18 protein-coding genes are annotated in these 20,832 nt (G+C 64.2%); 15 read left to right on the forward strand and 3 right to left on the reverse strand.

Features of this window, described 5'->3' with window-relative positions:
- The first annotated feature begins 14 nt into the window (after positions 1-14).
- The gene (locus AC0L3U_RS19340) at positions 15-1,445 is read left to right on the forward strand and encodes a phospholipid carrier-dependent glycosyltransferase (RefSeq protein ID WP_473362821.1); all 1,431 of its coding nucleotides are present in this window, start codon (positions 15-17) and stop codon (positions 1,443-1,445) included.
- 57 nt (positions 1,446-1,502) lie between these two features.
- On the opposite strand, the gene AC0L3U_RS19345 is transcribed toward AC0L3U_RS19340, so the two are convergent.
- Positions 1,503-2,144 (reverse strand): OmpA family protein, encoded by a 642-nt coding sequence (locus AC0L3U_RS19345; RefSeq protein WP_473362822.1) that lies wholly within the window; start codon positions 2,142-2,144, stop codon positions 1,503-1,505.
- 507 nt (positions 2,145-2,651) lie between these two features.
- Between AC0L3U_RS19345 and AC0L3U_RS19350 the strand changes: the two genes are divergently transcribed.
- The 3 genes from AC0L3U_RS19350 (at position 2,652) to AC0L3U_RS19360 (ending at position 4,546) form a co-directional block, all read left to right on the forward strand.
- Positions 2,652-2,897: a hypothetical protein gene (locus AC0L3U_RS19350; RefSeq protein ID WP_456769694.1), complete on the forward strand. Its 246-nt coding sequence runs from the start codon at positions 2,652-2,654 to the stop codon at positions 2,895-2,897.
- 119 nt (positions 2,898-3,016) lie between these two features.
- Positions 3,017-3,265 (forward strand): hypothetical protein, encoded by a 249-nt coding sequence (locus tag AC0L3U_RS19355; RefSeq protein ID WP_007595197.1) that lies wholly within the window; start codon positions 3,017-3,019, stop codon positions 3,263-3,265.
- A 117-nt stretch (positions 3,266-3,382) separates the two neighbouring features.
- Positions 3,383-4,546 carry a winged helix-turn-helix domain-containing protein gene (locus AC0L3U_RS19360; protein ID WP_473362823.1) on the forward strand — a complete coding sequence of 388 codons (1,164 nt, stop codon included), beginning with the start codon at positions 3,383-3,385 and terminating at the stop codon, positions 4,544-4,546.
- Between the two features lie 76 nt (positions 4,547-4,622).
- On the opposite strand, the gene AC0L3U_RS19365 is transcribed toward AC0L3U_RS19360, so the two are convergent.
- Positions 4,623-5,051 carry a ribosomal maturation YjgA family protein gene (locus tag AC0L3U_RS19365; protein ID WP_473362824.1) on the reverse strand — a complete coding sequence of 143 codons (429 nt, stop codon included), beginning with the start codon at positions 5,049-5,051 and terminating at the stop codon, positions 4,623-4,625.
- Positions 5,052-5,130: 79 nt separating this feature from the next.
- Here AC0L3U_RS19365 and AC0L3U_RS19370 point away from each other — a divergent pair, with 79 nt between their 5' ends.
- The 10 genes from AC0L3U_RS19370 to AC0L3U_RS19415 all read left to right on the forward strand — a co-directional run bounded on the left by AC0L3U_RS19370 (position 5,131) and on the right by AC0L3U_RS19415 (position 19,226).
- Positions 5,131-6,462 (forward strand): MFS transporter, encoded by a 1,332-nt coding sequence (locus tag AC0L3U_RS19370; RefSeq protein WP_473362825.1) that lies wholly within the window; start codon positions 5,131-5,133, stop codon positions 6,460-6,462.
- Positions 6,463-6,683: 221 nt separating this feature from the next.
- Positions 6,684-7,790 (forward strand): efflux RND transporter periplasmic adaptor subunit, encoded by a 1,107-nt coding sequence (locus tag AC0L3U_RS19375; RefSeq protein WP_473362826.1) that lies wholly within the window; start codon positions 6,684-6,686, stop codon positions 7,788-7,790.
- 180 nt (positions 7,791-7,970) lie between these two features.
- Positions 7,971-11,108, forward strand: coding sequence for an efflux RND transporter permease subunit (locus AC0L3U_RS19380; RefSeq protein WP_247399944.1), 3,138 nt, complete (start codon positions 7,971-7,973; stop codon positions 11,106-11,108).
- 35 nt (positions 11,109-11,143) lie between these two features.
- On the forward strand, positions 11,144-11,743 hold the full coding sequence (locus AC0L3U_RS19385) for a TetR/AcrR family transcriptional regulator (RefSeq protein ID WP_106945200.1): 600 nt from the start codon (positions 11,144-11,146) through the stop codon (positions 11,741-11,743).
- Between the two features lie 177 nt (positions 11,744-11,920).
- Positions 11,921-12,544 (forward strand): flavin reductase family protein, encoded by a 624-nt coding sequence (locus AC0L3U_RS19390; protein ID WP_473362827.1) that lies wholly within the window; start codon positions 11,921-11,923, stop codon positions 12,542-12,544.
- A gap of 177 nt (positions 12,545-12,721) precedes the next feature.
- Positions 12,722-14,989: an acyl-CoA dehydrogenase gene (locus AC0L3U_RS19395; RefSeq protein WP_473362828.1), complete on the forward strand. Its 2,268-nt coding sequence runs from the start codon at positions 12,722-12,724 to the stop codon at positions 14,987-14,989.
- Entirely contained in the window at positions 14,989-16,272 is a 1,284-nt protein-coding gene (locus tag AC0L3U_RS19400) for an acetyl-CoA C-acetyltransferase (protein WP_473362829.1), read from the forward strand. The genes AC0L3U_RS19395 and AC0L3U_RS19400 overlap by 1 nt, the downstream gene beginning before the upstream one ends.
- Positions 16,273-16,274: 2 nt before the next feature.
- Positions 16,275-18,371, forward strand: a complete 2,097-nt coding sequence (locus AC0L3U_RS19405) for a 3-hydroxyacyl-CoA dehydrogenase NAD-binding domain-containing protein (RefSeq protein ID WP_473362830.1) — start codon at positions 16,275-16,277, stop codon at positions 18,369-18,371.
- Between the two features lie 36 nt (positions 18,372-18,407).
- Positions 18,408-18,818 carry an acyl-CoA thioesterase gene (locus tag AC0L3U_RS19410; protein ID WP_473362831.1) on the forward strand — a complete coding sequence of 137 codons (411 nt, stop codon included), beginning with the start codon at positions 18,408-18,410 and terminating at the stop codon, positions 18,816-18,818.
- Positions 18,819-19,034: 216 nt separating this feature from the next.
- Complete coding sequence (locus AC0L3U_RS19415) at positions 19,035-19,226, forward strand: hypothetical protein (protein WP_007595173.1); 192 nt, start codon at positions 19,035-19,037, stop codon at positions 19,224-19,226.
- A 229-nt stretch (positions 19,227-19,455) separates the two neighbouring features.
- Here the strand turns inward: AC0L3U_RS19415 and AC0L3U_RS19420 are convergent, their stop codons facing one another.
- A complete protein-coding gene (locus AC0L3U_RS19420; protein ID WP_473362832.1) occupies positions 19,456-19,932 on the reverse strand; it encodes a nuclear transport factor 2 family protein in 477 nt (158 codons plus the stop codon).
- A 154-nt stretch (positions 19,933-20,086) separates the two neighbouring features.
- Here AC0L3U_RS19420 and AC0L3U_RS19425 point away from each other — a divergent pair, with 154 nt between their 5' ends.
- Positions 20,087-20,773 (forward strand): HAD family hydrolase, encoded by a 687-nt coding sequence (locus AC0L3U_RS19425; RefSeq protein ID WP_473362833.1) that lies wholly within the window; start codon positions 20,087-20,089, stop codon positions 20,771-20,773.
- Positions 20,774-20,832: the final 59 nt, after the last annotated feature.

The raw sequence follows: 20,832 nt of genomic DNA on the forward strand, positions 1-20,832 counted from the left end.
CAGGCGCGCTTGCGATGTGGCGGAATTATCACAAGCAGCGCGAGACCTGCGTTATGCTTAGTGACAGTTGCGGCAGAATGCGTTCAATGAAAACTGCGATGTCTATTATTCTCCGCGGTGACGCAAATTTGCCACGCAAAACATCCCCACAAATGCCGCTCGACTTGCCAGCGGTTCCGAAGGTGTCGCGGAGCGCAGTGATTGCTGTCGCGATTTTCCTGGTCGCGCATCTCGCATTGCTGATCGGCCTCTCGACGCCGGAGAAGTTCGTCTTCGACGAAGTGCACTACGTGCCGGCGGCGCGCCAGATGCTGGCACCATCGATGTCGCAGCCGATGCTCAATCCGATGCATCCGCCATTGGCGAAAGAGCTGATCGCGCTATCGATCGCGGCCTTTGGCGACACCGCGTTGGGCTGGCGCTATCCCGCGACCTTGTTCGGCGCCCTCGCGATCGTCGCGATCTATCTGTGCGGCCTCGCGCTGTTCGCCGCGCAAGGGCCTGCGATCGCCGCTGCGCTGATCGCCGGCTGCAACCAAATGCTGTACGTGCAGGCGCGCGTCGCGATGCTCGACATTTTTGCACTCGGCTTCGGCCTGCTCGCGATTGCCGCCTTCATGCACGGCTTTCGAAAGGACCGGCCTCACGCGTTGTTCGCGGCTGCCGGCAGCCTGTTCGGCTGTGCTGCGGCCTGCAAATGGAGCGGTCTGTTTCCGCTCGGAATCTGCATCGTCATCGTCGCGGTGATCCGCCTGATGCAGGGCTGGCACACTATGTTTGCCGACGCGAAGCCGGGGGATTGGTACCGGCCCGATCTCTGGCCCGACTTCAGACTACATCACGTCGTGCTCTGCTTCGTCGTCCTGCCCGTGGCGACATATCTTGCGGCCTTCGTCCCGCTCTACGGCGTGTCGCTGCCGGATCTGGTCGAGGCGCAGCGCCGGATCTTCGCCGACAACACCACCACTGCCATCGCCGGCCACACCTATATGAGCGCGTGGCCGTCATGGCCGCTGCTCGCGCGCCCGGTGTGGTTCCTGTTCGACAAGGGCGCGGACGACAATGTCTCCGCGGTCGTCTTCCTCGGTAACCCCCTGGTGCTGTGGCCGGCGCTGCTCGCGCTCGCCGTCGTGCTGCGCGACTTCGTCGTCGCGCGCCGCCGGGATGCGTTCCTGATCGTGGCCTTCTATTTCGGATCCTGGCTCGCCTGGGCGTTGCTGCCGCGCACGCTCGCCTTCATCTATTACTATCTGCCGGCCGCGACCGTGGCATCGCTTGCACTGGTCTACGTGCTGCGCCGGGACGGTCTGCCACGCTGGCTGTTGTGGGCCTATGTCGCGGTCGCGGCAGCAGGCTTTGCCGCCATGCTGCCGATCTCGGCGGCCTTCGTCGGCACGTCGATGCAGACCTTCAACCGGCTGATGCTCTTCCAGAGCTGGATATGATATCGCCGCCTGCCGGGGGAAGGACAGGCGGCGCCTTTATGGGCGATGACCTGGGAATTACTTCGACGCGGTCTTGGTGTCCATGTTCACGACCTGGACGCGGCGGTTGATCGGGTCGGCGCCGTTGGCGGTGTCCTTCAGCTTGGTCTTGCCGTAGCCGACGGTGACGAGATCGGTGCCGGTGAGGCCGTAGTTCTGCACCAAGTATTTCTTGATGGTGTCAGCCCTCCGCTCGGAGAGCCCCTGATTGTATCCCTCGGTGCCGACCGCATCGGTGTGGCCGGCGACCACGAAGGTCGAGCCCTTCAGCGACGGATCGGACAGCGCCTTGCCGAGCGCCTGCACCGACGGCACTGACGTCCTGGCGATGTCGGCCGAGTTGTAGTCGAACTGGATCTCCAGATCGATCTTCGGCTTGGTCGCGGCGAGCTCGGCAATCTGCTCGCGCTCGCCCGTCGACAGCGACCGCGTCGAGCGGTTGCGCACGGTGTTCAGGAACGTCGATTCCTTGGCCTGCACCGCCGGATCGACCTGCGGACCTGCGGACAGGCCGCGGGTCGCCGACTTCGGCTTCAATGCATCCAGGATCTGGTTCGTCGAGACATTGCCGTCGCCGGCCATGGCCAGGCCGGCTGTCATCGACAGAAGTGCCGAGAGGGTCATCGCCTTCAGTGCAAAAGACTTATTGAAACGGGTCATTGTCGTATCCTCGTTGTGACGCCTGATGGCTATTTGATGCTGCAAGCATAGGGCAGGTTCAAAACCCCTGGTGTGATCTTGGTCACGGTGGAAACGGGGCCCTCCGAGGCCATGGCAGCGAATTTCAAGCGGTTTCGGGTTCAGGGAGGGCCGACCCACGGTCCGCTCCAAGGACGAATGCTGGCGCGTGAAGGGAGTGGTCGCACGCTGCCCGGCGAGCGTTCGAGCCGTCGCAGTCCTGTCGTGATCCGCATCACTGAGGACCGCGCGCCCAGGTGCCGCTCGGGGGCTGGGGCCCGGTTCACTCTGGGAAACCTGTGCTGACCGATTGTCGCAAAGCCGTCGCGTGATGGCCTGTCTGCGGACAATTTTTCGGCCAGATGGACGCCTAGGGCGGAGCCTCCGACAAGCGCAACGAAGGGAGCCGAGTTCCATCCAGTGCCGAGGCCAAGTGATTACCAGTTCTATCGCAGTGGCCCGCCGGATCGGACCGTGTCCCTGAGCTCCATGCCCATCTACGTCGGCGCGGCGATGATCGCGGTGGCGATCCTGCTGTCGACCCTCATCACGGGGCTGACCTCCCGCTATGTCGGGCTTCAAGCGCCGACCGACGAGAATATGTGGCTGGTCGATCGTCTCACCGGCAGTGTCTATCGCTGCCAGGCGGAGGAGCGCGGCAAGGCCTCGTGTGAACCCGATGTCGCAACAGGCAGCGTTGGCGACCGGTCCAAAGCCCCGAAAGCTGGCCGCTGAGCCCTCCGCCTTCGCACCGCAGCAAGAAAATTGTCTTCTCCCCGAAACGTCTTCGCCGGAGAATACGTATTGCGAAGGCCGGTATGACGCCGGCTTCGTTTTACGGAGGAGACTTTTCGATGAAAATCTTGCTCACAGCCGCAGCTTTGGTCGCGTTCGCCGTTTCGCCTGCATCGGCCGCGATGATGGCGTGCACCAGCGACAATATGATGAAGTCCGCCGCCATGATGGGCGGCACGGCGGATACGCCGGCCAAGACGGCCATGAACAAGGAAATGGCCATGGCCAACACCGACATGAGCAATGGCAAGATGAAAAGCGCCTGCATGCATTACATGAAGGCGCAGAAGGCCATGTCGATGAAGTAGGGCGCGGGTAGCGCACCTTCCGACCGCGCTGTCAGCAGATGGCAGCGCGGTTTTTCCTTGTCCGCTCCTTGATCGGCTTCTTGCCTGGATGCGAATCCCGCTACACTGCATTCCGCAATGTCCCGCGCGCCCAAACCGATCCCACTCACTACGACACAGGCCCGGCAAATCTGGCTTCATGCTCAGCGGCTGGACGAGCGCGCGCCGTTCGGTGACGGCGCGCAAGCCGTCGCCGACGCGGTCGCCCATCTCGGCTATGTGCAGATCGACACCATCAACGTGATCGAGCGCTGCCATCACCATATCCTGTTCAGCCGGATCCCGTCCTACCGCCGCGCCGACCTGCGCCACGCCCAGAGCGTCGACAAGAGCGTCTTTGAATATTGGACGCATGCGCTGTCCTACGTGCCGGCCGGCGACTTCCGCTTCTTCCTGCCGGCGATGCGCGAGCACCGCCGTGAGGGGCACAAATGGTTCGCCTCGGTGAAGCCTGCCGACATGCGCAAGGTGATGCGGCTGGTGCGCGCCGGCCCGCTGACAATCCGCGACATCGAGGACGACGTGCTCACCGAGAAGGAGCATCTCTGGCAAAGCCGAAAACCCTCCAAGCGGGCATTGCAGCTCGCCTTCTATACGGGTGCCGTGACCGTCAGCGAGCGCCAGGGCATGCTCAAGACCTATGAGCTGATGACGCGCCATTTCGGCTGGGACAAGCTGCCGAAGCCGGCGTCGACAAAGGACATCACGGCCTATCTGCTCGATCGCGCGCTGCGATCGCAAGGTGTCGTGAGCCTCGATTCGGTCTGCCATCTCGACGCGCCGCGCAAGACGGCGGTGGCTGCCCTGATCGCCTCGCGCGTCCGCCGTGGCGAGCTCGTGCCTGTCGCCATCGACGGTGCCGGCAAGCAGGAGCACTGGGCACTGCCTTCTGCGCTCGAGCCGGGCGAGCGCGCGCCGCCGGATCTCGTCCATATCCTCTCGCCGTTCGATCCGCTGATCATCCAGCGCAAGCGCACCAATCTCATCTTCGGCTACAACCATTTGTTCGAGGCCTATGTGCCGAAGGCCAAACGCAAGCTCGGCTATTTCGCGCTCCCCGTGCTGGTCGGCGACGAGATCGTCGCCGCGCTCGATCTGAAAACCGACCGGCAGGCAAAGAAGCTGCTGATGCAGAAATGGACCTGGGTCGGCGAGGGGAAGAAGACCGCGGGGCGCAAGGAGCTCAAACGGAAGATCGAGGAGGAGCTCGATCGGTTCGAGCGGTTTCAACTGGCCGACTGATCGTAGGGTGGATTAGCGAAGCGTAATCCACCACAGTCTGTTTTCGCAGACGCAGAGGTTGGCGGGTTACGCTGCGCTAACCCACCCTACGCATCCCCGCCAATCGATCAATCCAAACGCCGAACGCAATCCCGACCGCGTAAGCCAGCAAATTCCACGGCGAGAAGATGCGCCCAAGCAGCAACGCTCCGGCCGTGGTCAGCCGGAACGCGTCGAGCCATGGCGTATGCACCAGCCGGGAAAACTCCACCACGACTGCGATCGCCATTGCGATGGTTGCGATCTGTGTCCGTGACAGCCTTGGCAGCAAAACGCCGACCAGCAGAAACACCATCGTTGCCCATAGCAGCGAGCCGCCGTACTTCACCACGAAGGCGGGCAGGCCGAGCGGAAAGCCGTACCAGCGCAATGACAATCCGCATGCGATCACGGCCAGCGCCAGACCGGCGCGGATCAGCGATGTCCGAAGCGGCGCACTGGGTTTGACCGGTTGCGCCTGATGCATTGCTTGCTCCATTGACTCTTTTGCGGCGATGCTCAAAACCCCGGATCAGCCCATAAAAGCAACAACCCCGGGGGAAGCCATGAGCCAGACCACGACCTATGCCGGTTCGACCGGCGCAGCCAAGTCGGAAATCGAGACCTCGACGATCCGCGCCATCTCCTGGCGCCTGATCCCGTTCCTGGTGCTGGCCTACTTCTTCTCTTATCTCGATCGCGTCAATCTCGGCTTCGCCGCGTTGACCATGAATGCCGAGCTGAAATTCACGCCGCTGATCTTCTCCTGGGGCGCCGGCATCTTCTTCATCGGCTATTTCATCTTCGAGGTGCCGAGCAATCTGGCGCTGGAGAAGTTCGGCGCCAGCCGCTGGATCGCCCGCATCATGGTGACCTGGGGCATTATCTCGGCGCTGATGGCGCTCACGAGTGGCGTCACGAGCTTCTACGTGCTGCGCTTCCTGCTCGGCGTCGCCGAAGCCGGCTTCTTCCCCGGCATCATCCTCTATCTCACCTATTGGTATCCGGCCGAATATCGCGCCCGCTTCCTCGCTGCCTTCGCCATTGCCGTTCCGGTCTCCACCGTGATCGGCGCCCCGGTCTCGGGCCTGCTGCTCGGGCTGGACGGCGCCATGGGCCTGAAGGGCTGGCAGTGGCTGTTCATCATCGAAGGCATTCCCTCCGTGCTGCTCGGCATCGTCACCTGGTTCTACCTCACCGACAGGCCGGAGAAGGCGGATTGGCTCTCGGCCGAGCAGAAGGCCTGGCTCAAGACCAAGCTCGATGCCGAGATCGCGGCCAAGCAGGCGGTGAAGCATTTGTCGCTCAGTGAGGCGCTGTCCTCACCGAAGGTGATCATGCTGAGCCTGGTCTATTTCGGCTTCGTCGGCGCGCTCTATGGCATGCAGTTCTGGCTGCCGCAGATCGTCAAGGCGTTCGGCCTCACCAATGCCGAGACCGGCTTCGTCACCGCGATCCCCTATTTGTTCGGCACCATCGCCATGATCCTGTGGGCGCGGCATTCCGATGCCACGCGCGAGCGCGTGATGCATGTCGGCGCGCCGTTGCTGCTCACCGCCATCGCGCTCGGCGTCTCCAGCTATCTCACCGACCCCACCCTGACGATGATCGTGCTGACGGTCGCCGCGATCGGCGTGTTCTGCTGCTTCGGCGTGTTCTGGACCCTGCCGACCGCCTGGCTTTCCGGCACGGCGGCGGCCGGCGCCATCGCCCTGATCAACTCGATCGGCAATCTCGCCGGCTTCGGTGGTCCGTATCTGATCGGCTGGGTCAAGGAAGCCACCGGCCAGACATCGAGCGGACTGCTCGTGCTCGCGGTGCTGCCGCTGATCGCCGGCATCCTGGTCTTCATCGGCGGCCACGACAGCAAGCACGAGTTCGCGGAGCAGGGGCGGTAGCCTCGAAATGTCGCCCTGGCGAAAGCCAGGGCCCATTTCCGCGCGGCGGCCCCTCTGGGGCCGCGGCGCAACGCTCTGCTTCCAACAGTCCAGGCTTTGGCAAGAGCAGCCCGGAGGTTACCACCTCTTAACGATCACGCTTTCCTGATGACTGACGAATATTGACTTTCATCAGTGATTAGTCGACATTCCTCTCATTGCAGCCGAGGGAGTGTCCTCCGATGTTCGTCCGATCCGTTTTGTCCAGCTATTCGAGGCTCTTGGCCGGTGTTTCGCTGGCGCTGATGGCTGCCGCCCTCGCTGGCTGCAATGACACCGTCGCTGAAAAGGCCGAGCCGCCGCGGCCGGTTCTGGTCGCCACCGCCCACTACGACGCCGAAAAGCCCGAGCGCAGCTTCGTCGGCACCATCAGGCCGCGGATCGAGAGCGATCTCGGCTTTCGGGTCGCCGGCAAGGTCGCCAAGCGTCTGGTCGAAGTCGGCCAGACCGTCGAGATCGGCCAGCCGCTCGCGGTCCTCGATGAGGTCGATCTGAAGCTCCAGGCCGAGCAGGCCGTCGCGGAGCAGACCGCTGCGACCGGCGTGCTAGCCCAGGCCGCCGCCGCCGAGCAGCGCGCCAAGGATTTGAAGGCCAAGGGCTGGACCACCGACGCGCAGCTGGATTCGAGCCGCGCCGCCGCCGATGAGGCCCGCGCCCGCCTGAACCGGGCCGAGCGCTCGGTCGAGCTGACCAACAATTCCCTTTCCTACGCGACGCTCAACGCCGACGCCCGTGGCGTCGTCACTGCAACGCTGATCGAGCCTGGCCAGGTGGTTGCCGCAGGCCAGACCTCGATCCGTGTCGCCCGCTTTGCCGAAAAGGAAGCGGTCGTCGCGATCCCTGAGACGCTGGTCGGACGTGCCAAATCGGGCGCCGCCAGCGTCACTCTTTGGTCGGAGCCGGGCAAGAAATATACGGCCAGGCTACGCGAGATCGCGCCCACCGCGGATCCCGCCACGCGCACCTATCTCGCCAAATTTTCGCTGCCCGAGGCCGACGACAAGGTTTCGCTCGGCATGACCGCGACGCTGACGCTGTCGGACGCCGCCACCGAACGCGTCGCGCGGCTGCCGCTGTCGGCACTGTTCAACGAAGGCGGCAAGCCGTCCTTCTACGTCGTCGACGACAACGGCGCGGTCACGCTGAAGCCGGTCGCGGTGAAGTCCTACGAGAGCAACGACGTCGTCATCACCGGTGGTGTCGAAGAGGGCGCCAAGATCGTCGCCCTCGGTGTGCAGAAGCTCGATCCGGCCCAGAGGGTGCGGATCGTGTCGTCACTGTCCTTTTAAGTCTCGCTTACGAGTTACGTCGTGTGAGGTGAGTTTCGGCCCGAGCGCAAATGCTTTGGCTGAAGCGGCGAAGCGATCCAGAACCTGCCCAGCCCCCTGGATTGCTTCGCTGCCTCGCGACGACGCGTTAAACAAGGTGGCTGTCGTTTTTTTGCAACCGGATCATCTTTGGAGAGTGCGATGAAGCGCTTCAATCTTTCGGCCTGGGCCGTCAGCCATCCGACGCTGATCCTGTTCCTGATGCTCATTCTCGGCGTCGCCGGGTTCTTCTCCTATCAGAAGCTCGGCCGCGCCGAGGATCCGTTCTTCACGGTCAAGGTGGTCAACGTCTCCGTGCTCTGGCCGGGCGCGACCGCGCAGGAGATGCAGGCCCAGGTCGCCGATCCCATCGAGAAGAAGATCCAGGAGCTGCCTTACTTCGAGAAGGTGCAGACTTATTCCAAGCCCGGCTTTACCGCGCTCCAGGTCACCTTCCGCGACTCCACGCCGCCGAAGGACGTGCCGTATCTCTTTTATCTGCTGCGCAAGAAGCTGGCCGACGTACAGGGCCAGCTGCCCTCGGGGATTCTCGGGCCCGTCGTCAACGACGAGTTCTCCGACGTCGATTCCATCCTCTACATGATGACCGGCGACGGCGCCGACTACGCCCAGCTCAAGAAGGTCTCGGAGGGTTTCCGTCAGCGCCTCCTGAAGGTGCCGGGCGTGACCAAGGTCGACGTCTACGGCAACCAGGATGAGCGCATCTTCGTCGAGTTCAGCCATGCCAAGCTCGCCACTCTTGGCATCACGCCGCAGGCGCTGTTCGATTCGCTGGCCAAGCAGAACAACGTGACGCCGGCCGGCACGGTCGAGACCTCCTCTCAACGCGTGCCGCTGCGCGTCACCGGTGCGCTCGACGGCGCCAAGGCCGTCGCCGAAACTCCGGTCGAGAGCAATGGTCGCGTGTTCCGCCTCGGCGACATCGCCACCGTCACCCATGGCTACGTCGACCCGCCGAGCTTCATCGTGCGCCAGGAAGGCAAGGCCGCGATCGGCATCGGCGTCGTCACCGCCAAGGGCGCCAACATCCTCGATCTCGGCAAGGAGGTCGAGAAGGCGACGGCTGAATTCATGAAGGCGGTGCCGCAGGGCGTCGACATCAAGCTGATCGCCGACCAGCCCAAGGTGGTCGAGCACGCCGTCAGCGAATTCGTGCACTCCTTCATGGAAGCCCTCGTCATCGTGCTGTTCGTGTCGTTCCTGGCGCTCGGCTGGCGCACGGGCATCGTGGTCGCGCTGTCAGTGCCGCTGGTGCTCGGCATCGTCTTCGTCGTCATGAACACGATGTCGCTCGACCTGCACCGCATCACGCTCGGTGCGCTGATCATCGCGCTCGGCCTGCTGGTGGATGACGCCATCATCGCTGTCGAGATGATGGTGGTGAAGATGGAGCAGGGCTGGGACCGCATGCGTGCGGCGTCCTTTGCCTGGGAATCCACTGCGTTTCCGATGCTCACGGGAACGCTGGTCACGGCCGCTGGCTTCCTCCCCATCGGCTTTGCCAATTCCGCGGTCGGCGAATATGCCGGCAGCATCTTCTGGATCGTGGCGATCGCGCTGGTCGCGTCCTGGTTCGTGGCGGTGATTTTCACGCCCTATATCGGCGTCATGTTGCTGCCCAACATCAAGGTGCACCACAATCACGATCCGCACGCGGTCTACGAGACCCGCATGTATCGGGGCCTGCGCGCCATCGTGCAGTGGTGCGTCAATCACCGCATCACCGTGGTGGCTGCGACCGTCGGTGTCTTCATCGCGTCGATCGTCGGATTCGGCCACGTCCAGCAGCAGTTCTTCCCGCTGTCGGAGCGCCCCGAGCTGTTCCTCCAGCTTCGCCTGCCCGAGGGCACCGCCTTCAACGTCACGGAAAAGGCGGTGAAGAAGGCCGAGACCATGCTCAAGGACGACAAGGACATCGAGACCTACACGGCCTATGTCGGGCAGGGCTCGCCGCGCTTCTGGCTCGGCCTCAATCCGCAGCTTCCGAACGAGGCTTTTGCCGAAATCGTCATCGTCGCAAAGGGCGTCGAGGCACGCGAGCGTATCAAGGCCAAGCTTGAAAACGCCGTTGCCGACGGCGCGCTCAACGAGGCCCGCGTGCGCGTCGACCGCTTCAATTTCGGTCCCCCCGTCGGTTTCCCCGTGCAGTTTCGCGTCATCGGCCCCGATGCCAACAAGGTGCGCGAGATCGCCTACCAGGTCCGCGACGTCATGCGGCAGAACAAGAGTGTCAAGGACGTCCAGCTCGACTGGAACGAGCAGTCGCCTTACCTCAAGCTCGTCGTCGACCAGGATCGCGCCCGCGCCATGGGCCTGACCCCGCAGGACGTGTCGCAGGCGCTGTCGATGCTGATCTCGGGCTCACAGGTGACGACCGTGCGCGACGGCATCGAGAAGGTCGGTGTGGTCGCGCGCGCCGTCTCGTCCGAGCGGCTCGACCTCGGTGCAGTCGGCGATCTCACCATCACCTCGCGCAACGGCGTGGCCGTGCCGCTGCAGCAGATCGCCAAGATCGAGTATGCCCACGAGGAGCCGATCATGTGGCGGCGTAACCGCGACATGGCGATCACCGTGCGCTCCGACGTCGTCGACGGCGTGCAGGCGCCCGACGTCACCGGGCAGATCGCGCCGAAGCTAAAGGCAATCAAGGACAACCTCGAGCCGGCCTACCGCATCGAGGCGGGCGGCGCGTTCGAGGAGTCGGCCAAGGGCAACGCCTCGATCTTCATTCTCTTCCCGCTGATGGTTATGGTGATGCTGACGCTGCTGATGTTCCAGCTGCAGAGCTTCTCGCGCCTGATCCTGGTGTTCCTGACCGCGCCGCTCGGCATTGTCGGCGCCTCCTTCGGGCTCAACATCGCCAACGCCCCGTTCGGCTTCGTGGCGCTGCTCGGCCTGATCGCGCTCGCCGGCATGATCATGCGCAACGCGGTCATCCTGGTGGACCAGATCGAGACCGACGTCTCGCACGGCCTGACCCGCCGCGAGGCGATCGTGGAGGCCACCGTCCGCCGGGCTCGTCCGGTGGTGCTGACGGCGCTTGCCGCCATCCTCGCCATGATCCCGCTGTCGCGCTCGGCGTTCTGGGGACCGATGGCGATCACCATCATGGGCGGATTGTTCGTTGCGACCTTCCTGACGCTGCTGTACCTGCCGGGCCTCTACGCCCTCTGGTTCCGCAAGAGCCTGGACGAGGCGGGCACCCCCGAGCAGCCTGCCGCGCCGCAGCATGGGAGCGATGACCAGAACGCAATTCCGCTTGCTGAGGCGGCTGAATAAGTGAAGATGAACTGCTGATTGACGAGTCCTGACAGATGACACTGGTTTCGGAACATATCGAAGGGGACACCCGGGATCGTATTCTTGAGGTGGCCGAGCGGCTGTTCCGCCAGATCGGTTATCTCAAGACCACGGTCGGGGACATCGCCAAGGAGCTCAAGATGAGCCCCGCCAACGTCTATCGCTTCTTCGAATCGAAGAAGGCGATTCATCAGGCGGTGGCCCGTTCGCTGATGGGCGAGGTCGAGCTGGAAGCGCAACGGATCGTGGCGAGGCCCGGTCCGGTACTGCCGCGCTTCCGCGAACTGCTCACCACCATCAATCGCATGAACACCGAGCGCTATGTCGGCGACAATAAGCTGCACGAGATGGTCGAGATCGCGATGCAGGAGGACTGGGACGTCTGCGTCAACCACATGGAGTGCATTGCCGGGGTCATCGGCCAGATGATCGCGCAAGGCGCGGCTTCGGGCGAGTTCGAGGCGCCGGACCTGCAATTGGCGGCGCTGTGCGCCTGCACCGCGATGATGCGCTTTTTCCACCCCCAGATGATCGCCCAGTGCGCCACCAAGCCAGGCCCGACCATCGACCAGATGATCGATTTCGTCATCGCGGGATTGTCCCCGCGCCACTGACGCGGCGTCGGATTTCCTCCTATAAGCAGGCTGACCGCCCCGGAATAACGGCTGGCGGCTCGCAAGGACGGATCAACACACTCCGTCATTGCGAGCGCAGCGAAGCAACCCAGACTGTCTCCGCAGAGGGATTCTGGATTGCTTCGCTGCGCTCGCAATGACGAGAAGGAAAAGCGCGTGACCGACAAAGACCTGCACTTCTACGAGCCCGCCAAGGGCCATGGCCTCAAGCACGATCCCTTCAACGCCATCGTCGCGCCGCGGCCGATCGGCTGGATTTCGTCGCGCGACACCAAGGGCCACGTCAACCTCGCGCCCTACAGCTTTTTCAACGCGTTCTGCTATGTCCCCCCGATCATCGGCTTCTCCTCCACCAACTGGAAGGACACGGTCGCGAACATCCAGCAGACCGGCGAGTTCGTCTGGAATCTCGCCACCATGGACCTGGCCAGGCAGATGAACGCGACTGCGGCCCACGTTGGTCCTGAGGTCGACGAGTTCGAGGTCGCCGGCCTCACCGCCGTGCCCGGCAGGCTCGTCAACGTGCCGCGCGTCGGCGAGAGTCCGGTCGCGTTCGAGTGCAAGGTGTCCGATATCGTCCGGCTCAAGGGCGCCGACGGCAAGGAAGCCAACGCCTGGCTGACGCTCGGCGAGGTCGTCGCCGTTCACATCGACAAGGCCGTGATCGAGGACGGCGTCTACCAGACCGCCGCCGCCCGACCGATCGTCCGCGCCGGCCGCAGCGGTGATTATTTCGAGATCAAGCCGGAAAACATGTTCGAGATGGTCCGGCCGGATTAGACCGGCCGACCTCGAAGCCTAGCCCCTTCCCGGAACTGCCCCCACGCCTTGGCCGTTATGGCCCTGGGCGGCTGCCCGGCCGCGTCAATTCGCGTCTTTTCGCAGGCGAAGTGTTCACCGCCGCCGGCCACTTTCCGTTAAAATGCCCGATCACCGCGCCGATGCATGAGGTCCGCCATGAGCTTCCGCCGCGACACTTTGACAAAGCCGATTTTCTCCTGGGCGCGCGGCGTGCTGCCGGCGATGTCGGACACCGAGCGCGAGGCGCTGGAGGCCGGCGACGTCTGGTGGGACGCCGATCTCTTTACCGGCAACCCTGATTGGTCGAAGCTGCTGAAGGTCCCGCAGGCAACGCTGACCGAAGAGGAGCAGGCGTTCCTCAATGGCCCCGTCGACGAGCTCTGCGCCATGCTCGATGAATGGAAGATCTTTTGGGAATGGCGCGACCTGCCGCCCGATGTCTGGCACTTCATCAAGCGCGAAAAATTCTTCGGCATGATCATTCCGAAGGAGTTCGGCGGCCTCGGCTTCTCGCCCTATGCGCATTCGGAAGTGGTGCGCAAGATCTCGACCCGCTCGATCGCGGCCGCGGTGACGGTGATGGTGCCGAACTCGTTGGGTCCCGGTGAGCTCCTGATGCACTTCGGCACCAAGGAGCAGCAGCAGCGCTGGCTGCCGCGTCTTGCCGACGGCCGCGACATTCCCTGCTTCGGCCTCACCAGCCCCGAGGCCGGCTCTGATGCCGCCTCGATGGTCGACACCGGCATCATCTGCAAGGGCACCTTCGAGGGCCAGGAGGTGCTGGGTCTGAAGCTCAACTGGCACAAGCGCTACATCACGCTCGGTCCGGTCGCGACGCTGCTTGGCCTCGCCTTCAAGGCCTATGACCCCGATCATCTCGTCGGCGATCAGGAGGAACTCGGCATCAGCGTGGCGCTGATCCCGACCAACCTTCCCGGCGTCGAAATCGGCAAACGCCATCTGCCGTCGATGCAGGTGTTCCAGAACGGTCCGAATTGGGGCCGCGACGTGTTCATTCCGCTCGACTACGTCATCGGCGGCCAGGCGCGGCTGGGGCAGGGCTGGAAGATGCTGATGACGGCGCTCGCCGCCGGCCGCGGCATCTCGTTGCCGTCGCTCTCCGCCGCCGGCGCCGCCTATGCCGCCCGCACCACCGGCGCCTACGCACGCATCCGCGAGCAGTTCGGCATCTCGATCTCAAAATTCGAAGGCGTCGAGGAGCCGCTCGCGCGTATCGTCGCGACCGCCTATCAGCTCGATGCTGCGCGACGGCTGACCTGCGCCGCGCTGAATGCCGGCATCCATCCCGCCGTCATCTCGGGAATCATGAAGCTGCACGCGACCGAGCGGATGCGCACCGCGGTCGACGACGCCATGGACATCCATGGCGGCAAGGCCGTGATCGACGGTCCGCAAAACTATCTCGGCAATCTCCACCGTGCCGTCCCTGTCGGCATCACTGTCGAGGGCGCGAATATCCTCACCCGCAATCTCATCGTGTTCGGACAGGGCGCCATCCGCGCCCATCCGTATTTACTCGACGAGATGAATGCGCTTGCCGATGCCGATCGTGAGCGCGGGCTCACCGCCTTCGACAAGACGTTCTGGAAGCATGTCGGCCACAGCTTCGAGACACTCTTGCGCGCGTTCGGCCGGAGCTGGAGCTTTGGTGTCTTCGCGCTTGCACCCGATGCGGGTGACGCCAGGCCATTCTATCGTCAGCTCTCGCGCTACTCCGCGGCGTTCGCCCTCTGCGCCGATATGGCGCTGCTGACGCTCGGCGGCGCGCTCAAGCGCAAGGAGATGCTGTCGGCGCGCTTCGGCGACATCCTGTCCGAGCTGTATCTGCTCTCGGCCGCGCTCAAACGCTGGCAGGACGAGGGCCGGCAGAAGGAGGATTTTGCCGCGCTTGAATGGTGCATGGCGACGGGCTTTCGGACTATCGAGAACCGGCTTGCCGAGATTCTCGCCAATCTGCCGAACCGCTTCGTCGCAGGCATCCTCAAATTCGTGGTCCAGCCCTTCGGCGCCCGCGTGCTGGGTCCCTCCGACCGGGTCGTGCATCAATGTGCAAGCCTCGTGCTGGAGCCGTCGGCCGCGCGCGACCGCCTCACGCCTGATCTGGCTTATGTCGATGACGATGGCGGCTTCGCCCGGCTGGAGCGCGCGTTCAACCTGGTCGCAGGCACGGACGCCATCGCCAGGCGCATGCGCGCGGCTCATGTGAGCGACTGGAAGGATGCGGTGGCCAAGGGCGTGATCACGCAGGCCGAGGGCGAGCAGCTGGCCGCGGCCCGCGAAGCGGTCACAAAAGTGATAGAGGTCGACGATTTTGCGCCGGAGGCGCTGTCGCCGATTTACAAGAAAACCGGCGACGTGCATCAGTTCTTCCAGGAACTCGGTGAACAGAGGGCGGCGAGCTGATGGCACGACCGGTTTTCATCGTCGACGGCAGCCGGACGCCGTTTCTCAAAGCACGCTCGGGGCCGGGGCCGTTCACGCCGGTCGACCTCGCGGTGCAATGCGGCCGGCCGCTGCTGGCGCGCCAGCCGTTTGCGCCTGATACATTCGACCAGGTCATCCTCGGCTGCGTCAACGTGATCGCGGACGAGATGAACCCGGCCCGCGTAGCCGCGCTCCGGCTAGGTATGGGCGAGGACATGGTCGCGTTTACCGTGCAGATCAATTGCGGATCCGGCATGCAGTCGATCGACACCGCCTACCGCTACATCCGCGAGGGCCATGCCGACATGATCCTCGCCGGCGGCACCGAGGCTTTGAGCCACGCGCCGCTGGTCTGGCCGAATTCCGGCGTGCGCTGGTTTGCCGGCCTCGCCACCGCCAAGGGCGTCGCCGCGAAGCTTGCCGCAGCCTTCAAGCTGCGGCCGCGCTATCTCAAGCCGATCATCGGGTTGGAGCGCGGGCTGACCGATCCCATTACCGATTTGAACATGGGCCAGACGGCCGAAGTCGTCGGCCATCTCTTCGGCATCACCCGCGCGCAGTCCGATGCCTATGCTGCCGAGAGCCATCGCCGGCTCGCGCATGCGCAGGCGGAAGGTTTTCTCAAGGGCGAAGTCGAAACCGCGTTCTCCCGCGACGGAAAATTCTTCGACCATGATGATGGCGTGCGTCCGGACTCGACGGCCGAGACGCTCGCTAAACTGAGACCGGTGTTCGAGCGTCCCTGGGGCCAGGTCACGGCCGGCAATTCCTCGCAGATCACCGACGGCGCGTCCTGGGTGATCCTGGCGTCCGACGAAGCGGTCGCCAAGCACAAGCTGACGCCGAAGGCCGTCATCGTCGACAGCAACTGGGCCGCACTTGATCCAAGCATCATGGGTCTCGGTCCCGTGATGTCGGTGACGCCGCTACTGAAGCGCAACGATCTCACCGTCCAGGACGTCCAGACCTGGGAGCTCAACGAGGCGTTCGCCACTCAGGTGCTCGGGTGCCTCGCGGCCTGGAATGACGACAAGTTCTGCCGTGAGATTTTGGGGCTGGACGGCGCCGCCGGCGAGATCGACCGCGAAAAACTCAATGTCGATGGCGGCGCTATCTCGCTTGGGCATCCCGTCGGCACCTCCGGCAATCGCATCGTGCTGCATCTCGTCAACACGATGAAGCGGCTCGGCACGCGGCGCGGCGTTGCCACCGAATGCATCGGCGGCGGGCTCGGCGGTGCCATGCTGATCGAGGCGGTGTGACCATGGATTCCAGGATCATGACCGCGCTCGGCGACCGCGTGCTGGAGCTCGGGCCCAAGCCCGCTGCCGATAGTCCCTACAAGCACTTCAAGCTGACGCGCGACGCCGACGGCGTTGCTTGGCTCCTGTTCGATCGCGCCGACGCCGGCGCCAACACGCTGTCCTCGGACGTGATGGAGGAGTTCGACGCCGTGCTGGCGGCGATCGAGACCGAGCGTCCGGCCGGCCTCGTGATCCGCTCCGCAAAGCCGTCCGGCTTCATCGCCGGCGCCGACGTCAACGAATTCCGTGGCGCCAGCGATGCCGGGATGGTGGAGACGCGGATCCGCGCCGCCCATGCGGTGGTCGATCATCTGGAAGCGCTGAAGCTGCCGACGGTCGCGGTGATCCACGGCTTCTGCCTCGGCGGCGGGCTCGAAGTCGCGCTCGCCTGCCAATCGCGCATCGCAATCGACGGCGCGCGCTTCGGCTTCCCTGAGGTGATGCTGGGCCTGCATCCCGGTCTCGGCGGCACCGCGCGTTTCACCGCGCTGGTCAATCCGACCCAGTCGATGGCCCTGATGCTGACCGGCCGCACCATCGATGCCCGCCGCGCCAAATCGCTCGGCCTCGTCGACACCGTGACGCAGGAGCGCCACGTTCGCAATGCCGTCAAGGATGCGCTGTTCGGCCGGCTCAAGCAGGCGCGGCCGGGTTTTCTGACGCGTGCGGCGAATTTCGGTCCGGTGCGCGGGCTGCTGGCCAGGCGGATGCGATCGGAGGCGGCGAAGGCCGCGTCCCGCGAACATTATCCTGCACCTTACGCGCTGATCGATCTCTGGGAGACCCATGGCAGCAGCAAGGCCGCGATGCTCAGGGCAGAGCAGGCCTCGTTCGCCAAGCTGATGGTGACGCCGACCGCGCAGAATTTGATCCGCGTGTTCTTCCTGCGCGAGCAGATGAAGAAGGCGGCGGGCCTCGGCAACACGATCAAGCATGTCCACGTGATCGGCGCCGGCGCCATGGGCGGCGACATCGCGGCCTGGTGCGCGGGGCAGGGGCTGCGCGTCTCGCTCGCCGACATGAAGGCGGAGCCGATCGCGGGCGCGGTCAAGCGCGCCGCCGAGCTCTACGGCAAGATCATCCGCAAGCCGACCGAGGTGCGCGACGCGCTCGATCGCCTGATCCCCGACATCGACGGGGAGGGCGTCCGCAATGCCGATCTCATCATCGAGGCAGTCCCGGAGAAGCTCGAGCTCAAGCAGAAGGTCTATGCCGGTCTCGAGCTGCGGATGAAGCCGGGCGCGATTCTCGCGACCAACACGTCGAGCATTCCGCTCCAGGATTTGCGCACCACGCTGGCGCGCCCGGAGCGGCTGGTCGGCCTTCACTTCTTCAACCCGGTGTCGCGGTTGCAACTGGTCGAAGTCGTCAGCCATGACGGTAACGATACGCAGGTGCTGAAGGAGGCCATCGCCTTCGTCGGCGCGATCGATCGGCTGCCGCTGTCGGTGAAGAGCTCGCCGGGCTTCCTCGTCAACCGCGCGCTGACGCCCTACATGCTGGAAGCGATGGTGATGCTGGACGAGAAGATCGACCAGCGCCTGATCGACGCCGCGGCGGAGCAGTTCGGCATGCCGATGGGGCCGATCGAACTGGCCGACCAGGTCGGGCTCGACATATGTCTCGACGTCGGCGACATGCTGCGCAGCAAGTTCGGCAATCTGCTGCCGCCGACGCCGGCATGGCTGCGCGAGAAGGTCGCCAAGGGCGAGCTCGGCCGCAAGACCGGCAAGGGCTTTTACGTCTGGCGCGATGGCAGGGCCGAGAAGGCGCCGTTGCCCGAGACTGGTCCGCGCGTCACAGACCAGATGATCGACCGCCTGGTGCTGCCGATGTCCAATGTCTGCGTCGCGGCGCTTCGCGAGGGTATCGTCGATGACGCCGACATGGTCGACGGCGCCATGATCTTCGGCACCGGTTATGCACCGTTCCGTGGCGGTCCGTTGAACTATGCGCGCACGCGTGGCGTGGATCATGTCGTATCCACCTTGCGCGCGCTGGCCGGAAGATTCGGCGAGCGCTTTGCGCCGGATCCGGGCTGGGATAATTTCAAGTGAATAGTTTCAAGTGAGCAATCCTCAAGTGAGAGTGGTATGGACGAACAAGCCAATGCCGGGCCGGGCGGCGATCTCTGCATTCGCACGCTGGCGATGCCTGCCGACACCAACGCAAACGGCGACATCTTCGGCGGCTGGCTGCTCAGCCAGATGGACGTCGGGGGCGGCGTGTTTGCGTCAAAGGTCGCGAAGTCGCGCACTGTGACTGTCGCCATCGAGGCGATGAACTTCCGCAAGGCCGTCTATGTCGGCGATCTCGTTTCGGTTCACGCCAATCTCGTTCGCGTCGGGCGCACGTCTGTCACCGTGCATCTGGAAGCATGGGCGCTGCGCCGCGGCGAGCAGCAGCCGTTCCTCGTCACCGACGGCAACTTCACCTACGTCTCGATCGACGAGCACGGCCGCCCGCAGCCGGTTCGCCCGACCGGCACCGCGATCGCGACGTAATCGCGCGCGGCGTTGCGCCTCATCTCAGGTGCGTCGCCGCCAAACGCGGCGCGACTGAGTCACGGCGCCGCGGCTTTGCCAAGAACCAGTCATAAAACGGATGAGGTCCCGGCGTACTCAATCGCGTGTCGATCCGGGGTGGAAACGGCGTCAAAATGCCCAGGAACCTTTGGGCAGAACTGCCGTTATTTGCCCGCACTGAGGAATCCACGGACCATGCCGGACAGCTACATCATCGAAGTCGATTCGCAGACCGCAGGTATCGTCGTTCGTTCCCAGGGAGGCTACTGCTTTTTCGCCTCATCCAACCGCTTCAACCGTCTCGAAGGCCAGCTCTTCCGCAACGCCCGGGAAGCCGAGCGCGCAGCGCGCAAGCTGGTTAACGGTGATGTGAAGGAAGCGGCGTAGTAGTCCCGCTGGTCATTCCGCGCCGCGCGTAGCGCGAGAGGTGGGAATCTTTTGCCGCCAGCTCTGCCTTCCCTTCTCCCCTTGCGGGAGAAGGTGGCGCGAAGCGCCGGATGAGGGGTCGCCTCCGCGAATTCCAACGCGAGAGGTCAATCTGCGGAGAGAAACCCCTCACCTAACTTCGCTTCGAGCAGTTACCCTCTCCCGCGAGGGGAGAGGGTAAGAACTCGAATCACAACTTCGTCGCCGCCCGCGAGAGCAGCTTCCAGTCGTCGCCCTGCTTCTGCCAGTTCATCAGGATGTGAAGGTTGGTCGGCACTTTTTTCCCATCGGCCGCCATCTCCTGTTCCGCCACCCAGTGGAAACGCACGATCGCAGCGGGGCCGACGACCTTGATGGTCGGGTCCTTGTATTCGATCGACAGGAATTTGGATTTGCCGTCGGTGGCGTTGGCGACGAAGGTCGCCTTGTCCTCGACCTTGCCGCTGGAATGGCTGTAGCTCACCTCGTCGGCGCAGAGTGCGCCGAGCGCCTTGGCATCGGCCGCGATCTGGGCGAGACGGAACGCCTCGACCTTCTTCGCCACGGCTTCCTCGTCCGCCGATGCCGCCAGCACCGGTGTCGTGAGCGCTGAAACTGCAAGCGTGGAGACGGCAAGAGCTGGGACGGCAAGAGTCGAGAGAGCCAGATCGCGTCGGTTGATCGTCATCGTTTCCTCCTTTTTGATCTTGCATGGAGTGTTGCAGCCGCGGGCGACTTTGTCGAGTGTCGCGTAGTGGTCATGCGCGTGCGTCATTGCGCGATTGGCGCTGTATTGATACGGCTTTCGTATTGATGCGTCATCTATTCGGGAAAGTACGGACATGATCGATGCTATCGGCAGGGAGGCGGGAAGGGCGTTGCTGTTCGACATCGACGGTACGCTCGCCAACACCGATCCGCTGCACCTGAAAGCCTTCAACCAGGTGCTCGGCCCTCGCGGCCATATCTTCGATCACGCGCGCTTCTCCAGGGAGCTGCAAGGCTTCGCGAATATAGCGATCGGCGAGCGCTTTCTGCCTGATGAGGCGCCGGAACGGCGTGCCTCGATCCTCGATGAGAAGGAGGAAGTCTTCCGTACGCTGGTCGCCGGGCAGATCGAGCCGCTGCCGGGCCTGATGGCGCTGCTCGACAGGGCGGATGCGGCCGGTATTCCCATGGTTGCCGTGACCAACGCCCCGCGGCTGAATGCGGAGCTGCTGCTGTCCGGCCTCGGCATCACGCACCGCTTCAAGGCGCTGGTGATCGGCGCCGAGCTTTCGCACGGCAAGCCGCATCCGCTGCCTTATCAGGAAGGGTTGCGCTTTGCCGGCGCCAGCGCGATGGCCTCGATCGCGTTCGAGGACTCCCGCACCGGCGTGCAGTCGGCCGTAGCGGCCGGCATTCCGACCATCGGCATCCGGACCAGCCTCAGCCATGCTGATCTCGTCGCCGCCGGGGCTGTCGCTTCCGCCAGCGCCTTCGACGATCCGGACCTGCTAACGCGCCTCGCCGCTGCCATGGCGTGGTGAGGACCTTCGTCCGTTAACCGTGATCGGCGCGCGCATTGACCGAACGCGCGAACCGCCGC

This window comes from Bradyrhizobium sp. Kon69 (assembly GCF_055807515.1).

Bases quoted from the DNA above. Each gene is read 5' to 3' on its own strand.
- AC0L3U_RS19340 (WP_473362821.1), top strand. From the start codon at position 15: ATGTGGCGGAATTATCACAAGCAGCGCGAGACCTGCGTTATGCTTAGT.
- AC0L3U_RS19345 (WP_473362822.1), bottom strand. From the start codon at position 2,144: ATGACCCGTTTCAATAAGTCTTTTGCACTGAAGGCGATGACCCTCTCG.
- AC0L3U_RS19350 (WP_456769694.1), top strand. From the start codon at position 2,652: ATGCCCATCTACGTCGGCGCGGCGATGATCGCGGTGGCGATCCTGCTG.
- AC0L3U_RS19355 (WP_007595197.1), top strand. From the start codon at position 3,017: ATGAAAATCTTGCTCACAGCCGCAGCTTTGGTCGCGTTCGCCGTTTCG.
- AC0L3U_RS19360 (WP_473362823.1), top strand. From the start codon at position 3,383: ATGTCCCGCGCGCCCAAACCGATCCCACTCACTACGACACAGGCCCGG.
- AC0L3U_RS19365 (WP_473362824.1), bottom strand. From the start codon at position 5,051: ATGCATCAGGCGCAACCGGTCAAACCCAGTGCGCCGCTTCGGACATCG.
- AC0L3U_RS19370 (WP_473362825.1), top strand. From the start codon at position 5,131: ATGAGCCAGACCACGACCTATGCCGGTTCGACCGGCGCAGCCAAGTCG.
- AC0L3U_RS19375 (WP_473362826.1), top strand. From the start codon at position 6,684: ATGTTCGTCCGATCCGTTTTGTCCAGCTATTCGAGGCTCTTGGCCGGT.
- AC0L3U_RS19380 (WP_247399944.1), top strand. From the start codon at position 7,971: ATGAAGCGCTTCAATCTTTCGGCCTGGGCCGTCAGCCATCCGACGCTG.
- AC0L3U_RS19385 (WP_106945200.1), top strand. From the start codon at position 11,144: ATGACACTGGTTTCGGAACATATCGAAGGGGACACCCGGGATCGTATT.
- AC0L3U_RS19395 (WP_473362828.1), top strand. From the start codon at position 12,722: ATGAGCTTCCGCCGCGACACTTTGACAAAGCCGATTTTCTCCTGGGCG.
- AC0L3U_RS19400 (WP_473362829.1), top strand. From the start codon at position 14,989: ATGGCACGACCGGTTTTCATCGTCGACGGCAGCCGGACGCCGTTTCTC.
- AC0L3U_RS19405 (WP_473362830.1), top strand. From the start codon at position 16,275: ATGGATTCCAGGATCATGACCGCGCTCGGCGACCGCGTGCTGGAGCTC.
- AC0L3U_RS19410 (WP_473362831.1), top strand. From the start codon at position 18,408: ATGGACGAACAAGCCAATGCCGGGCCGGGCGGCGATCTCTGCATTCGC.
- AC0L3U_RS19415 (WP_007595173.1), top strand. From the start codon at position 19,035: ATGCCGGACAGCTACATCATCGAAGTCGATTCGCAGACCGCAGGTATC.
- AC0L3U_RS19420 (WP_473362832.1), bottom strand. From the start codon at position 19,932: ATGACGATCAACCGACGCGATCTGGCTCTCTCGACTCTTGCCGTCCCA.
- AC0L3U_RS19425 (WP_473362833.1), top strand. From the start codon at position 20,087: ATGATCGATGCTATCGGCAGGGAGGCGGGAAGGGCGTTGCTGTTCGAC.